The organism is Paenibacillus sp. Z6-24 (assembly GCF_054161335.1).
In genome coordinates this window covers 4432558-4448429 of the sequence record NZ_CP096398.1, presented here as the reverse complement: position 1 = coordinate 4448429, position 15872 = coordinate 4432558, and the positions used below count along the sequence as shown (strand labels likewise).

Genomic DNA, 15872 nt, shown 5'->3' with positions numbered 1-15872 from the left:
AATCTTGACCGGAGGCCAGCAGGACGATCCCTTTCCGCAGCGGTGCCGATCACTACATCTCATGCACCAGAATCCCGCTCGTTCCAGCCGATCAAATGCAGCAGACGATGCAACAATAGCTCAAATGAGTTTACAGGATGTCAGGAGGATCGTGACGTATGCAGGCAAAGGACAGTGAGACGGCAGAGCATATTGTTCCTCACGTATGGCGCTTTGACGCGGGACCGGGTGAGCCGGTGGAGGGGTCTATCTGTCTTCCGCCGGACTGCCGGTATACGGTGGAACAGGAATATGGATTTCTGGCGGGTGGCGAAGTGTATGGACGTGACCGGAGCGATATGCTTGCAGCTGAGGATGCAGACGGAATCAGTCATGTGCAGAGCAGTTTTTGCATACCGCTGGGGGCTTCGTTTGCACTGGATATGCCGGATGGGTATTATCAGGTGAAGCTGACGCTGGGCGATCTGCTGACGGCGACACATACGGTGATCCGGGCATATGGCTCCCGGCTAATGCTGCCGCCGGTACGTACACAGGCGGGGCAGGTGCTGGAAGTTATATTCACCGTGGCGGTACGGGAAGGACAGCTGCAGCTATCCTTTAGCGGCCGGGCACCACGGCTCAATCACCTGGAGATCACAGCGGTTCCGGAAGTGCTGAAGCTGGTGCTGGCAGGAGATTCGACGGTGACTGACCAGCCGGCAGACGGATATCCCTATGCGGGCTGGGGACAGATGCTGCCCGCCCGATTCCGTCATGATGTGTGCGTCGATAACCATGCCATGTCAGGCCGCAGCTCCAAGAGCTTTATCCAGGAAGGACGTCTGGATACGATCCGTGACGTGCTGCATCCCGGCGATTTTCTGTTCATCCAGTTCGGTCATAACGATGAAAAGACAGATACAGCGCGCCATACCGACCCATTTACGACGTATAAGCAGTACCTGACCGAGTACATTATGACCGCCCGGGACCGAGAAGCCATCCCTGTGCTGATCACCCCGGTGAGCCGGCGATCCTTCAATCAGCAGGGGGAGCTGGAAGATACCCACGGCGATTACCTGATCGCCATGCGGGAACTGGCAGCCGAACAGCAGGTCCCCTTGATCGACCTGGCCGACCGTACGCGCCAGCTGCTGGAACAGCTCGGTCCCGAACAAAGCCGTAACCTGTTCGTCCAGCTCCATCCCGGCGAATACATGAACTTCCCGGCTGGCGCCCAGGACAACACCCATTTCCAGGAATACGGCGCAGCCCAAATCGCCGACCTGGTCACCCAGTCCATCCGTGATCTCAACCTGCATCCCCTAACCATGTATCTAAGATAAGCAGAGCCCTGCACTAAGTCATACCTATCATCAATAATCCAACACAACAAATAACCAACCAATCCGCCGCTCACCATGACATCCCATACACAGAGTCGAATATGAAAATCACAGTCCCATCGCCGCCAATCTTTTTTACAATACTTCTTGTCAAGAAACAACGGTGCTGGTTAGTTCTGGATAACGACAGCGGAGGGGACGGAATTGTTCTGAAATCCTCCTTTAAGATTGGATATCCACTGCTGAAAGCAGTATTTCAGGATATCCGATCTTAACAGAGGATGGAAGAATAATCCGTCCCCGGAGCGTCCGTACCTCCAGAACGCCAATCCACCCCGTTTTACTTTAATTCCCCAAAGGAGGATGATTCTCATGCCAGCATTGCAATTTGATGAGCAGCATATCAAGCAAGTCATCGATCGTGTCGTCGAACGTACATTCAATATGGATTTTAACTGGGACTGGCCGGGAGGCGTAGCCTTTTACGGAGTATGTGAAGCTTATGAAGCGACCGGCAAGCGGGAGTATCTGGACAAGCTCCGTGTCTGGGTCGATGAGAACATTGCTGACGGACTGCCGCCGCTGTCGGTAAATGGTGTATCGATCGGCCACTGTCTGCTGACGCTGTATGAAGCGACCGGCGAAGAGCAGTATCTGCAGATTGCCAAGGAAATGGCCGAGTTCCTCGATACCAAGGCCGAGCGTTTTGCCGAAGGCATTTTTCAGCATACCGTCAATTCCGTGACCGATGTATTCCCGCAGCAGGCCTGGGTGGATACGATGTTCATGGCCGGCTATTATCTGCTGCGCATCGGGCATCTGCTCGGCAACCAGCGTTACTTTGACGATGGACTGCGGCAGTATCATGGTCATGAGGAGCTGCTGCAGGACCCGGATACGAACCTGTATTATCATGGCTGGGATCATATGAATCAGAATCATATGTCGTCGATCTACTGGGCGCGCGGCAATTCCTGGGCGGCCCTGACAATGGCCAAAGCACTCAAATTCATTCCGGTTCAGCACCCGTCGTATATGATTATCGATGGTTCGATGCGGGATCAGCTCAGTGCGCTCGTACGTCTGCAGTCACCGGAAGGTCTGTGGCATACGGTGCTGGATGATGAATCGTCATATCTGGAGACATCCGGTTCCGCCGGGATTGCGACAGCACTGCTGATGCAGGGACGCCTTTATAACAAGTACAGCCAGAAGTCCATCGATGGCATCTTGTCCCGCATCAAGGACGATGGTACAGTGACCGGCGTATCGGCAGGTACAGCGGTTATGAACGATATTGACGGCTACCGCCAAGTACCGGAGAAACGCATTCAGGGCTGGGGACAGGGACTGACGCTGGCTTTCCTGGCCCAGATTCTGCGTACCAAGGAAGATCTGTATGGACAGTCGATGAGCAAATCGACAGCGCCGGAAGCCTCGCAGCCTCTGGATCAGGCAGTGGATACTTCATCCGAATCCAGAACCGGTGTAGAGACGCTCTGATCGGGTTTCCATTTAAGGTATCCAAATTAGGATATCAACGAAATACGCTTAACTCTTCTGCCCGAACCTGAACAAATCCCCCTTTGCATGGACAATCCGCTGTATGCCGGATTCGTCGCGGTGAAGGGGGATTTTGACATGGAGTTATTGTGCATATTGATAAAAAGGATAGCCAAAGCATCTAAAATGTCATTAGAGGTGTATCAGCGAAGCCGAAACGTCAGACAGCAGCCGAATCCCGCTCGCTCTCCAAACGGCAATCTGCCGGTTACATCACCGGCATTTTGGCAATGGAGAACTCCCGGTCGATATTTTCCACCAGCAGATACACCATGCCCTGCTCGTATTTGATAAACCGGTAGCTGATCCGTTTGGAAGGCTCGGCCGTTTCCCATATTGGCTTACCGCTGCGATCATACAGATAGAGCTTGCCGGCAGCCCTGTCAGCGAGGAACAGCTGGCCCTGACTGTAATCGGTCTGCCACTCTTTATGCTGATCGGACAGCGTGCGGGTAATCTGAGCCAGCAGTTTCCCTGTTTTTACATCGTATCTGACATAGATCGGATACGGTACATCTGCATTCAATCCGAGCGGACTGCCCAGAATATTGCTTGTATAAATGACGGCTGCGCCATTCTCCAGCTGCATCTGTGCCTTCAGATTCCATGGTACCTTGACCGTATGCGGCTTGTTGCCTGCCTTGGATGTGTCCAATAGGTCAAATACATACTGAGTCTGCATCAGGCTGACTGCCTGATAAGCAATGACCAGATCATTGCCCTGATATTCCACTCGGGTGCTGATCAGATTCTCATAGTTACTGCTCTGGCGTGTCGACGTGGTGAAAGTCTGCATCGGCTTTTTCCATGGATACTGGTAAATGTAAATATGGTCGCCTGCCTGAAGCGCCAATTTCTCTTTTTGCCCCGATTTATCTGGAGCGGACCAGCCGATCTGGGCAGACAGGGAGGGTTCGTTCTTTAGTATTTTTAGCATGGCATCGGGATAGCTGTACCGGGATAGTGTTTTGCCAGCGGTGGATAGGACGATCTTTTGCAGCTTATTATGATGCTCCACCAGCAGTACAATTTTGGGGCTGCCGGGTATGACTTTGTAGTTGTAGATATGATCGTACGACTTGCTCCACTCTTCCCTGGACGTCTCGGCATTTGCCATATAGATACGCTGATGATCCTTGTCGGCGAACAGCGTATGTCCACCAGCCATGCTGACCATATCCGTTTGGATATAGAAGTCTTCCGGAAAAGACTGCAGATCCTCCGGCAGTCTGCTTTGTTCTACAGATGGAATGTTGTCTGCGAATGACGACGGTGCAGCATGGGCAGTCAGTGGCAGCGCAAGAGCCAGTGCGAGCAGCAGCGAGGCGGCTTTTTTCATCATGGGTTCCTTCTTTCCGGTCTATGTAGTTAGATAGTTAGGTTAGCAATGTATCTGGTACTCTAACTATACTGCATTTGACGGAGAAAGAGTAATCCGGTGTGAGCACATTGTGCCTCAGTGATATCTGCTTTTTGCTCTCGTGTGATCTTATTTGGAGGAAGCGCCAGGACGCCGCTTGCGGCTCCAGTTGGTGCCGAGTACCCCTGTGATGATGAGCACCGCGCCGATAATATGGTAGTAATAGAGCTGCTCCTGCAAGAAGACGGTGCCGGCGATCATCGAAGTCACGGTGGCAAAATTGCTGAACACGCTCATCTGTGTCGCCTTGAGCCGGGACAGCGCATAGCTGGACAGCAGCGTAGTGATCAAGGAAGACAGAATGCCCAGATACAATAACGCAACGACATAATCAACATGCTGCAGAGGTGTGACATAGGCAGACCAATCGCCATTCAGCATATGTCTGCCCAGTGCGATCAGATTGAAGACGATGCAGGCGACCAGCATGGTTACCCAGGTCAGCTCCAGCGGGTTATATTTGCGGGTGAGCGGCCGGGCCAGTACGCCATACCCGGCAAAACAGAGCGCCGAACCGGCGAGCAGCGCAATTCCGGTGAGACTTGCAGCAGAGAAGCTGGCGCCGCCTTTCATGGCGAACATAAAGACCACACCTGCGACCGACAGCAGCAGGGACAGCTTTTGCACAATCGACGTTTTTTCCTTTAGAAAATAAGAAGCGAGCAGGAGTGTGAATACCGGCGTCATTGCCTGGATAATGCCTGCTTCGGATGAGGAAGCACTGAGCAGTCCATACGCCTGCAGGGTGAAAAAGAGAATCGGTGACAGCAGCGCCAGCGGCAGAATCCGCCATACATCTGTCCAGGCGATCCGAATGCGTATCCAGCCCAGCAGCACCGGGATTCCCATCCCGATCACCGAGATCAAGAAGCGATGACCGAGCACATCGAGCGGATTGGCAATGTACACCGTCATTTTCACGAACAAAAAGGAAAACCCAATAATAAGCGCATATCCCAGCGCAGCCAGATAGGCAGGCATCCGGCTGCTGCTCTGCGGCTGTTCCTGTGTAGATGCCGAATGCCGCAAAGCACGTGCAGATGAATCTGCCGCTTGGGATTGGGATGCGAGTGAATGTCGCTTGATCATAATATACCTCCAAATGGGAAAGAAATCGGTTGATCCACAAATAATCATTTCATGGATCACTGTATCTGTTGTAACGGGATTGCGGCCGCATATTCAATATATAGGTGCATCACGATGAACGGCAATGCACCTCATATGCAACTGTACCGATACAGTTCTTTCCGGAGAATAATACATTTGAGAAGGAGATGGATTATAATTTGTGACAAAAGAACATCATCGTACAGGGGATAAGAACCCGGAGAGGAGTGATTTCATGACCAAACATCTGCAGCTTGCAACGCTGCTGGAACAGCAGATACGCGATGGTACACTATCTGCCGGAGAGAAGCTTCCATCCATTCGCAAAATGTCGACTGACCGCGGCTGCAGTCCGGCTACAGTTGTTCGTGCTTATGAGCAGCTGGCACGGGATCGGTGGCTTTATGTCATGGATCGCAGTGGCTATTATGTAGCCCGGCAGCAGCTGGACAGCCAGCAGGATCATGGTATACAGCGAATCGATATGGCATCGGCGGCACCTGCTGCAGAGATTTTTCCATTTGAAGACTTCCAAAGTTCGCTTCAGGGGGCTATGCATATTTATCGGGATCAGCTGTTCACGTATGGAATGCCGCAGGGCTTGCCGCCGCTGCTGGAAGAAATCCGTCAGCAGCTGGAAGAGGTACAGGTATTCGCCCAGCTGTCACAGCTGCATATCACATCTGGCGTACACCGGGCACTGTCCATTCTGACAATGATGCCATTTCCATCCGGCAGGGAGACGATCCTGATCGAGCAGCCGGGCTATCATCTGCTGATCGAGATGCTGGAGACGCTCAATGTATCGGTACAGGAAGTACAGCGCACGTCCGAGGGACTGGATCTGGAGCGAGTGGAGGAGTTGTTCCGACAGGGAGAAATCAAGTTTTTTTATGTGATGCCAAGGTTTCATAATCCGCTGGGCACCTCACTGACGAAGCGGCAAAAGAAAAAGCTTGTTGCCCTGGCTCACAAGTACGACGTCTATCTGGTGGAGGATGACTACCTGTCTGATCTGGAACAGCAGTCGTCCAATGACCCGCTGTATGCCTACGATATGTCCGGTCACGTTATTTATCTGAAAAGTTATTCCAAAATTCTATTCCCTGGTCTGCGTATCGGCGCTGCTGTGCTGCCGGATGCACTGATCGATACATTTGCCCGGTACAAAAGCATGCTGGATGTAGACAGCTCGGTATTGTCCCAAGCGGCACTGCATGTCTATATCCAAAATGGCATGTTCGCCCGTTACCGCCGGATCGTCCTGGATGCCTACCGGGAACGAATCCAGCAGCTTCGCCATGCCTTGCAGGAATTGGCAGCCGATCATCCGGTATTTGCCGGCGCTGAACAGACCGATACAATTCATACCATCCTGCCGCTGCCTGACAACTTTCCAACCGGGATGCTGATTCGAAGGCTCGCCGAACAGCAGATCACGGTCGATTCTACAGATCGCTATTTTCTGAGCAGCAGTTTGTACCGCTCCAATCAGCTGCGAATCAACGTATCCAATGTGCCGGCGGAACAGATCGAATTGGCTCTGCGCACCGTTGCATATGAAATTGATCGTCTGCTGATATCTCCCCGGAACTAGCCGGCTGTCCAGACGAGCAGCCGGGCCATCTGGATTCCAATCCGCATCGGGAAGGTACAGAGGAGTTTATTACTGTATTTGACGGAGAACTTGTTCTTACAGTGGGGGAAGAGAAATATGCTCTTACTAATGGGGATTCTATTCGTTTTCGGGCTGATCGCCCCCACAAATATGCCAATAACGGTGACCAAATGGTCCGTATCAGTATGACGATTCATTATCCAGGCTGAATAAAGCAAAAGCACCCGGGAAAGGGTGCTTTTGCTTTATTTACTTTATTTATTTGCTGCAGTTTTGATCAAATGCTGCTATTATTTGCCCTCGGCAACCAGCTTGAGCGATTCATCAGCTGCCTGCAAGGTCAGGTCGATGTCCATGTCCGTATGGGCAGTGGTCAGGAACCAGGCTTCGTATTTGGAAGCGGCAAGACAGATGCCCCGATCCAGCATATGCCGGAAGAAGGAAGCGAACTTCTCGCCGTCCGTATCCTGTGCCTGATCATAGTCAGTTACCGGATGATCACAGAAGTGAGTCGAGAATGCACCACGAATCCGGTTGATCGTCAGCGGCACACCGTAACGCTGCGCTGAAGCCTGGATGCCATCGGTCAGGCGAATCGCGAGACGTTCCATCTCCTCATAGACGCCTTCGCCCTGCAGCACTTCCAGACAGGCGATACCCGAGGCGATGGAAGCCGGGTTGCCTGCCATCGTGCCTGCCTGATACGCAGGACCGAGCGGAGCAACCTGATCCATAATATGCTTGCGGCCGCCATAGGCACCGATCGGCAGCCCGCCGCCGATAATTTTACCGAGCGCTGTCAGATCGGGCATGATTTGTTCATGAGTGTCCAGACCACTGTACGTCTGGGCAGAGCCATAATGGAAGCGGAAAGCAGTAATGACTTCATCATAGATCACGAGTGCTCCATGATCATGAGCGAGCTTGCACAGTCCTTCGAGGAACCCTTTCTCCGGCATAACCATACCGAAGTTGCCGACGATCGGCTCGACCATAACGGCAGCCACTTCATCTCCCCAGCGTTCCAGGGCAGCCTGCAGACCTTCCAGATTGTTGAAAGGCACAGTAATCACTTCGCTCGCGATGCTGGCAGGTACGCCCGCACTGTCCGGTGTACCGAGCGTGGAGGGCCCCGAACCTGCGGCCACCAGCACCAGATCGGAATGACCGTGGTAACAGCCGGCGAATTTGATGATCTTCGTACGGTTGGTGTACGCTCGTGCCACGCGGATCGTGGACATAACCGCTTCGGTACCGGAATTGACGAAGCGTACTTTGTCCATCGACGGAATGCTTTCTTTGAGCATCATCGCCATCTGGATCTCCAGCTCGGTCGGTGTACCATACAGTACGCCATTTTCCGCAGCACGGGTAATCGCCGCTGTAATATGCGGATGGGCATGACCGGTAATGATCGGACCGAATGCCGCGAGATAATCAATATATTTATTGCCATCCACGTCAAAGAAATGAGCGCCTTTGGCCGAAGCCATAAATACCGGTGCGCCGCCGCCTACGGCCTTGAACGAACGGGAAGGGCTGTTCACTCCGCCTACAATATGCTTCTGGGCCAGTTCATACAGCTGTGCAGACTTGCTGCGATTCATAGTAATCTCTCCTCTGGCGCTTTCCGGATCGGAAGCGCGATAATAATAAATGCGGGCCGCTTTGCGATGTATACGCCATGTACAGCATTATGCTGCTTGTTTGCTCATGAAGTTACCAGCGCTGGCGCCGTAATGTGCACAGGGCAGACATAATAAAAAGCACCCATGATCTGGGCGCTTTGCTTGGATCTCATGTATTTCGTATCAATGCCAGACCGTAACCATTTTAACACGATTACCGGTCCGGGATGAAATGAATAATGTTACTGCATGTTCCGAATCAGACGAATTAATGGCTGGAACTGCCGGACAAGCTGGTTGCTCCAGGAATGGATGCCGGCGAATTGGATGAGCTGGACGACAAACCGGAAGGGGAACTGCCCGTTCCGCCGGTGGTGCTGTCTTTGCCGTCAGCGGATAAAGGAACAGGTTCGGTTGTATTTTTGTTCAGGGTATCCTGAATGAACTGCTTGAGCTTATCCCCGCTCTTCACACCGATCACGGCGGCTCCGTTTATATTCTTCTCGGCCAGCAGATCATTTGGAGGCAGCTGCTCACTGCCGCTCATTTTGCTGTCATAGGCGACGCTTGAGAGCTTCCACAGATCATCGGTACTCAGATTGGTATCAATGTACGGATTGATCTGCTCCAGAATATCCGGCAGGTTCATGATGGATGTGGTAGACTTCAGTTTGTCGCCTACCGCAGTCAGAAACGCACGCTGCCGCTGGGTACGGGTAAAGTCGGATGTGGCATCATGACGGAAGCGAACGTACTGGAGTGCCGTTTTGCCATCCAGATGCTGCATGCCGGCTTTGAGATCGATATCGTACTCGTGTTTGTCGGCTGCGCTGGTGTAGTGCATATCTTTTTCTACGTTGAAATCAATACCGTCTACCGCATCCACCAGCTTGATAAAGCCCTGGAAGTCGGTGTATACGTAATATTGTACCGGAATGCCGAGCAGGTCACTGACCGTCTGCATCGCGGTATTCGGACCGTGGGTGATTGCAGCGTTGATGCGGCTCTGGCCATGACCCGGGATATCCACATACGTGTCACGCAGGATGGAGAACAGATGAATCGTCTTTTTGACCGGATCGAGCGAAGCGACCAGCATGGTGTCCGAGCGCGGAATCTCGCCGTCGTCGGAACTTCGTGAATCGACGCCCATCAGCAAAATATTGACCGGTTCGGTACCGGTCCAGACTGGTGGCGCAGCCGCCGCAGCCGTATTGGTAGGTACATTTTTGAATGGAGAGGCATCCCCTGTTTTCTGCAGGGCATCAATCTGGTTATATACAGCTGTAAAATAATAAATCGCATAGCCTATGATCGCAACGGCGATAACGCCGAGGCTCCAAAGCAACGTTCGCTTTGTTTTTACATTCATGCACGTTCTTCCTTTCAACGATAAGGTTTGCCATGTATCGGATGGGTCTCCTGTCTGCTGTCATATGTAGATTGGTAGGACAGACAGCTGACGGGGGTATTCTGCGAAATACCCGGTAGGGAAAAGTTAGTTACTTTGCATTGTCTTAACAACACCCGTACATTATAATTTCTTTTCAGGCAACAATCAATTATCACATAACCATGGAACAAGTAAGTTAGCTAGTGTCAACCCCTGGCTCTGTGTGTGATTATACTGTTCACTCGTACTACAAAAAAGACCTCAAAAGTTACAAACAGGTCACAAAGGAGACATTCATGCAGGCAATAGAGGTACAGGATCTACGCAAAACCTTTCGGATTCAGCAGAGCCGGGGCGGGCTCAAGGGCGCGCTGCAGGATTTGTTTGCTCGCGAATATCACGAGGTCGCAGCGGTTAACGATATCAACTTTACGATTCCGCAGGGCGAGATCTGCGGATATATTGGGGAAAATGGAGCCGGCAAATCGACCACGATCAAGATGCTTACCGGTATTCTGGTGCCGACTTCCGGCTATATCCAAGTCAACGGCTATGTGCCTTACCAGGAACGCGAGAAGTTCGTTCAGGGCATCGGTGTGGTATTTGGCCAGCGGAGTCAGCTGTGGTGGGATATCGGGGTAATTGAGTCCTTCCAGCTGCTGCGCAAGGTGTACCAGGTGTCCGAAGCAGATTACAAAAAAAGACTGGATGAGCTGGTGGAGCGTCTGCAATTGCAGGAGCTGCTGAGCCGTCCGGTGCGCAAGCTCAGTCTCGGTCAGCGGATGCGCTGCGAGCTGGTCGCCGCGCTGCTGCACAATCCGTCGATCGTGTTCCTCGATGAACCGACGATTGGACTGGATATTGTCGTCAAATCGGAGATACGGGAGTTTCTCAAGGATCTGAACCGCACACAGGGCACGACCATTCTGCTGACGACCCATGATCTGCAGGATATCGAAGCACTCTGTTCACGGGTCATTATGCTGGACGCCGGCAGCATCATTTACGACGGCGGACTGAATGAACTGAAGACCCGCTGGGGACGCGGACGCGAAGTGCGCTTCCAGTTTGGCGGTGCGGTCAAGGCTGAACAGCTGAATGGCTGGACGATGGGACTGCCTGTTACCTGGACTCAGGAGAGCGAGCTGGTTGCGACGGCGCTCGTACCGGCGGATATGGCGGTATCGGATGTGTTTTCCCGTATTCTGAGCCAGGCGGAAGTGACGGATGTGCAGATCTCGGAGACGAGCACGGATGAGATTGTGCGTCAGATTTACAGTTCCGGTTCGGCAGAGAAGCCGGAGGTCAAACTGCATGTCTAGTCTGTATCTGGATTTTATTCGTATCCGGTTTCTGACGATGCTGGCGTACCGGGTCAATTATTATTCCGGCATTCTTGTGTATACGCTCAATATCGGGGTGTACTATTTTACATGGCAGGCGATCTACGGCGGTAAGGAACAGCTCGCCGGCTTTACCGCTGCGCAGATGACCACGTATGTCGCCGTATCCTGGATGGCACGGGCGTTTTACTTTAACAATCTCGACCGGGAGATTGCGACCGAGATTCGTGACGGTACGATTGCGATCCAGTTTATCCGTCCGTATAACTACCTGCTGGTCAAGATGATGCAGGGGTTTGGGGAAGGCATTTTCCGATTCACGATGTTCATGATTCCGGGCATGATTATTGCAGTGCTGCTGTTCCCGGTGCAGCTGCCGACAAGTCCGGTATCGTGGATCGGATTTCTGGTGATGCTGTTTTTCAGCTTTTTGATTAATTCGCAGATCAATATCCTGATCGGCCTGATGGCCTTTTTTATCGAAAATAATGACGGATTGATGCGCATGAAGCGAGTGGTGGTCGATCTGTTCTCCGGTCTGCTGATTCCGATCAGCTTTTTCCCGGGCTGGCTGACCGGCATCATGAACTTCCTGCCGTTTCAGGCGATTACGTATTTGCCGGGTTCGGTCTTCACCGGACGCGTGCAGGGGACCGGCATTCTGGAGGTACTTGGCATTCAGGTGATCTGGTTCCTCATCCTGCTGGTACCAATCTATTTCACATGGCGTGCTGCCCGGGTGCGGCTGTTCGTACAGGGGGGATGAGTCGATGTTTTATTTAGGATTAATCTGGGAGTACTTTACTAATTATGTGAAAACAAGACTGACCTACCGCGCCGATTTCTGGGTAGAAGTGATCTCGGATCTGCTGTTTCAGGCGACCAACCTGATCTTTATCTTCGTTGTCTTCGCGCATACCGAGACGCTGGGCGGATTTACCGAAGCGGAAGTGGTTTTTGTGTATGGTTACTTTATGGTGCCTTACGGATTGTACAGCTGTTTCATTAACCTGTGGAACTTCGGTGACCGCTATATTGTAAAAGGCGAGATGGACCGAATCCTGACGCGCCCGGCACACAGCCTGTTCCAGATATTCCTCGAGAATCTGGACCCGCCGTCCCTGATCGGTTCGGTGATCGGCATCATCATCATGATCTGGAGCGGCGGACAGCTGGGACTGGAGATGGAATGGTGGTACATCCCGGCGCTGATCATTATGACGATTGGTTCGACGCTGATCTATGCGGGAATCTACATTATATTGACGTCGGTGTCCTTTTACTCGGATTCACCAACAGGCATTATTCCGCTCATGGTGAACATTCAGACGTACGGACGTTACCCGATTACGATCTATAACCGCGCGATCCAGATTATCCTGACCTGGGTGCTGCCATTTGCCTTCGTCGGTATCTATCCGGCGGCGCTGTTCCTGCAGCGTCAGGAGATGATGTCCATGGCCTGGCTGACACCGGTGATGGGCTTGGTGTTCTTCAGTGTGAGTCTGCTGCTGTGGAACAGCGGGGTGAAAAGGTATCGTGGAGCGGGGTCCTGAACACGCACGCTGCTGTATTTACATCCTCTTCATCATGCATGCCGGCGCTCGCCAGTGTCGCAATTGAGTGCGATTATGAGTGAGCAGCTGATGTTGAGGTTAGGACTTGCCATAGAATAAGTTAAATTTAAATGCCAGCAAGGGGGATTAAGCGCCTGTGCTGGCATTTTGTATATGTGGATGCTATTCCTCTATCCAGCATATTACGGCCAACTTGCTCTCTCCCTCTTTAGTGGATAACGCAGTTCCTCCCAACATACAGAGCGTAAGGAAGGGAATTCTGCCAGAGACTGACATTTAAGCCGGGATATTTACCGCTGCAAGCGGTGTTCCAAATATCCTGGCTTAATCGGAGGTTGCCGGCAGAATCCCTTCCTGCAGCGGTGTCTATCCCACCTCCACACTAGCGTTATCTACTCCACCTCCCACTACATTTGCTAATTATAAAAAGGATTGGAAACTCTTCAAGTAACATGCTACTATATACAACGGGTCGAAAATAGATAATATGACCTAGTTCATTTTAACTACATACTGGAGGAATAAAAATGGCTTTTTGTACAAAATGTGGTACACAGCTTCACGAGAATGAAATACATACCTGTATGGCGGAACAGCCTCCAACTGGGGCTGCAGCACCAGCAACTGCAGCGCCAATGATCACAACAGCCAGAGAACAGCTGGCACGAGTGGATCGTCATAAAATTCTGAATCTGCTGAAACGTCCGATGTCTGCTCTGCAGTTAAGAGGAGATAGCGATCTGTTGTACGGTTTGCTCGGTATTATCGCGTCACTGGTCGGATTTGTGCTGTGGTCCTGGTCGTTCAAGCATCAGCTGATCAAAGCGCTGGTTGTACAGTTTGGCGGTAGGCTGAATGATTACGAGGAATCCTACAGCAGCGCCAGCGAATATTTACCGATTGTGAATCATATGCTGGTGCTTGGTCTGGTGTCTCTGATCGTGATGCTGGCAGCAGTCTTCCTGCTGGGCAGCAAGCTGGGTTCCCAGCGCCACGGATGGAAGGATAGTTTGGTGAAGCTGGGCGGTTTGCAGTGGATTACCGGTGCAGCGTTGATCCTGTCCGCGCTGGTTATATTCGTTTCCGTGAAGTTTTCCTTTGTCCTGCTGCTGACTACCGTAATCGCCACACTGGTCTTAACGTTGTATGCAGGGATAGAGATGTTCCGTATACATCGGGATCGTGCAGTTTGGTTCATCGGGGCAGTGGTATTGATTCAGGTGGTCGCTGTACTGCTCGTATTTAACTCGTTCGGTGCGGAAATGGTAGATGAATTGAAGGAGATGGGCGGAGGCCTTTTCTAACAGCATCATAAAAAGTTAACTATTATTACCATTAAATGAACTATTTTCTATATAAGGAGAGAAGTGTATATGTACTGTGGACATTGCGGTACCCGGACGGAGCCGGATTGGGTGTTTTGCAGAGAATGCGGACATCGCCTGGAGCCTGAATCCGCTGCAGCGAGTACGACCGATACAACGGCTCATTCACAGCCGCAGCCGGTCAGGGAGCCGATTCAGCTCTCGCCACGAACCAAACGCATGCTGATGATCGGAGGCGGCGCGCTTGTCCTGCTGCTGATCGCTTTCTTCATTCTGCGGGCAACAAACGGCCCATCAACGCCGGAAGAACTGGCCAAGCAGCTGACTGCTGCTGTAGAGGCAGGCGATGTAAATGGACTGGTCAAGCATCTGGATGAGCCGGATTCACCACTGCGGGAAGAGCAGCGGCTGGCGCTGTTCACTGAGTCACTACAGACCGAAGACACCAAATCATCCTATGTGGAACAGATTGATAATGCGCTCCAGAGCGCCGAAGCCCATGAAGACGCAGGGTCAGCAGTGGCCGAATCCGTCAGAAGCCAGATCCGTAACCGTCTTAATCAATCCTACTGGATGACACTCGTACCGGTCGATTCCTGGCGGGGAACGCGCTGGATGGTTCATATCGAACCTGTAGACGTCAAAGCGGCATTGGTCTATATGAACGAGACGCTCACCACCTCCATGGCGATCGGCAATCTCAAAGCAGACCATGATACGATCAAGGATCTGTGGCCGGCGATGTATACCTACCAGGGCACGATCAGCAGTGCATATGCCGACGTACCGGTAACGGATAAAGTGGAAGCATTCAGTGTGAATCAGCCGGCCCAAGCGACATTGGACTATACCAAGATGGCTTCCCTGGATCTGCGCCTTCCGCAGTCCGAAGCGACGGTTATGCTGAATGACAAGCCGGTTACCGGCGATCCGAGTCAATATATTCAGATTCAGCCTGCTCCGCAGCAGTCTCATATTACAGTGAAAATGACTGCTCAGGGCAAAGATATTACAGGCGAAGTCACGCTAAACCCTTCCGAGCAGAACACCTGCGATCTGAATACTGTAGTGCAAAAACCAATCGCCGAGCAGGCGCTGGATATCGTATACAATGCGTCTACCAGTCTGGCGGAAGCGATCAATACAAGCAATGCCAAAGCACTCAAAAGTGTCAATCCCGACTCCGGTTACTATAACCATGCGACCTGGGAGATGAATGATTACTTTTCAGGCAATCGCAAATACAAGCTGCAAAAAGTCGTTATCGATCTGGACTCCGTTAAGATTGACAAAGACAGTATCGAGCTGAGTGCGACCCAGGTATACAAAGTCACCAATGAAGATGGAAGTACAAGTGACAAAAACATAGACTGGACGTATGATATCACCCAGCAGCCCCAAAAAGATAACTGGTGGATTAATGCGGCCTATCCGGGCTGGAGCAATGCCATCGGTTCAAAGCATACCATCGAGAAGGCTGCTTCTTCCGGAGCAGCCTAGACAAACAGGATTTTACGTATAATAGAAGTACACATTAATAGGCCAGTATGCCGCATAAAAAGCCTGC

Annotated in this window: 12 protein-coding genes and 1 pseudogene; 9 read left to right on the top strand and 4 right to left on the bottom strand. The window is 51.8% G+C overall.

Annotated elements, in window-relative coordinates:
• Positions 1 to 158: 158 nt before the first annotated feature.
• Positions 159 to 1328 carry a rhamnogalacturonan acetylesterase gene (locus M1D61_RS19285; RefSeq protein ID WP_458120195.1) on the top strand — a complete coding sequence of 390 codons (1170 nt, stop codon included), beginning with the start codon at positions 159 to 161 and terminating at the stop codon, positions 1326 to 1328.
• Between the two features lie 372 nt (positions 1329 to 1700).
• Positions 1701 to 2831 carry a glycoside hydrolase family 88/105 protein gene (locus tag M1D61_RS19280; RefSeq protein ID WP_458120194.1) on the top strand — a complete coding sequence of 377 codons (1131 nt, stop codon included), beginning with the start codon at positions 1701 to 1703 and terminating at the stop codon, positions 2829 to 2831.
• Between the two features lie 268 nt (positions 2832 to 3099).
• Here the strand turns inward: M1D61_RS19280 and M1D61_RS19275 are convergent, their stop codons facing one another.
• Positions 3100 to 4233: a hypothetical protein gene (locus M1D61_RS19275; protein ID WP_458120193.1), complete on the bottom strand. Its 1134-nt coding sequence runs from the start codon at positions 4231 to 4233 to the stop codon at positions 3100 to 3102.
• A gap of 147 nt (positions 4234 to 4380) precedes the next feature.
• Positions 4381 to 5292: a DMT family transporter gene (locus tag M1D61_RS19270; protein ID WP_458122562.1), complete on the bottom strand. Its 912-nt coding sequence runs from the start codon at positions 5290 to 5292 to the stop codon at positions 4381 to 4383.
• 364 nt (positions 5293 to 5656) lie between these two features.
• Between M1D61_RS19270 and M1D61_RS19265 the strand changes: the two genes are divergently transcribed.
• Together M1D61_RS19265 and M1D61_RS19260 are read left to right on the top strand one after the other, a co-directional pair.
• Positions 5657 to 7018: an aminotransferase-like domain-containing protein gene (locus M1D61_RS19265; protein WP_458120192.1), complete on the top strand. Its 1362-nt coding sequence runs from the start codon at positions 5657 to 5659 to the stop codon at positions 7016 to 7018.
• Between the two features lie 14 nt (positions 7019 to 7032).
• Positions 7033 to 7248 (top strand): annotated as a pseudogene (locus M1D61_RS19260) (cupin domain-containing protein); the annotation flags it as partial.
• Between the two features lie 81 nt (positions 7249 to 7329).
• On the opposite strand, the gene M1D61_RS19255 reads toward M1D61_RS19260, so the two are convergent.
• A complete protein-coding gene (locus tag M1D61_RS19255; RefSeq protein WP_458120191.1) occupies positions 7330 to 8646 on the bottom strand; it encodes a glutamate-1-semialdehyde 2,1-aminomutase in 1317 nt (438 codons plus the stop codon).
• A 289-nt stretch (positions 8647 to 8935) separates the two neighbouring features.
• Complete coding sequence (locus tag M1D61_RS19250; protein ID WP_458120190.1) at positions 8936 to 10039, bottom strand: LCP family protein; 1104 nt, start codon at positions 10037 to 10039, stop codon at positions 8936 to 8938.
• A 317-nt stretch (positions 10040 to 10356) separates the two neighbouring features.
• Between M1D61_RS19250 and M1D61_RS19245 the strand changes: the two genes are divergently transcribed.
• The 5 genes from M1D61_RS19245 (at position 10357) to M1D61_RS19225 (ending at position 15805) form a co-directional block, all read left to right on the top strand.
• On the top strand, positions 10357 to 11382 hold the full coding sequence (locus M1D61_RS19245) for an ABC transporter ATP-binding protein (RefSeq protein ID WP_458120189.1): 1026 nt from the start codon (positions 10357 to 10359) through the stop codon (positions 11380 to 11382).
• A complete protein-coding gene (locus tag M1D61_RS19240) occupies positions 11375 to 12169 on the top strand; it encodes an ABC transporter permease (protein WP_046216321.1) in 795 nt (264 codons plus the stop codon). The genes M1D61_RS19245 and M1D61_RS19240 overlap by 8 nt, the downstream gene beginning before the upstream one ends.
• Before the next feature lie 4 nt (positions 12170 to 12173).
• Entirely contained in the window at positions 12174 to 12959 is a 786-nt protein-coding gene (locus tag M1D61_RS19235) for an ABC transporter permease (protein WP_458120188.1), read from the top strand.
• A gap of 548 nt (positions 12960 to 13507) precedes the next feature.
• Entirely contained in the window at positions 13508 to 14284 is a 777-nt protein-coding gene (locus tag M1D61_RS19230) for a hypothetical protein (protein ID WP_458120187.1), read from the top strand.
• A gap of 69 nt (positions 14285 to 14353) precedes the next feature.
• The gene (locus tag M1D61_RS19225; RefSeq protein ID WP_458120186.1) at positions 14354 to 15805 is read left to right on the top strand and encodes a TcaA NTF2-like domain-containing protein; all 1452 of its coding nucleotides are present in this window, start codon (positions 14354 to 14356) and stop codon (positions 15803 to 15805) included.
• Positions 15806 to 15872: the final 67 nt, after the last annotated feature.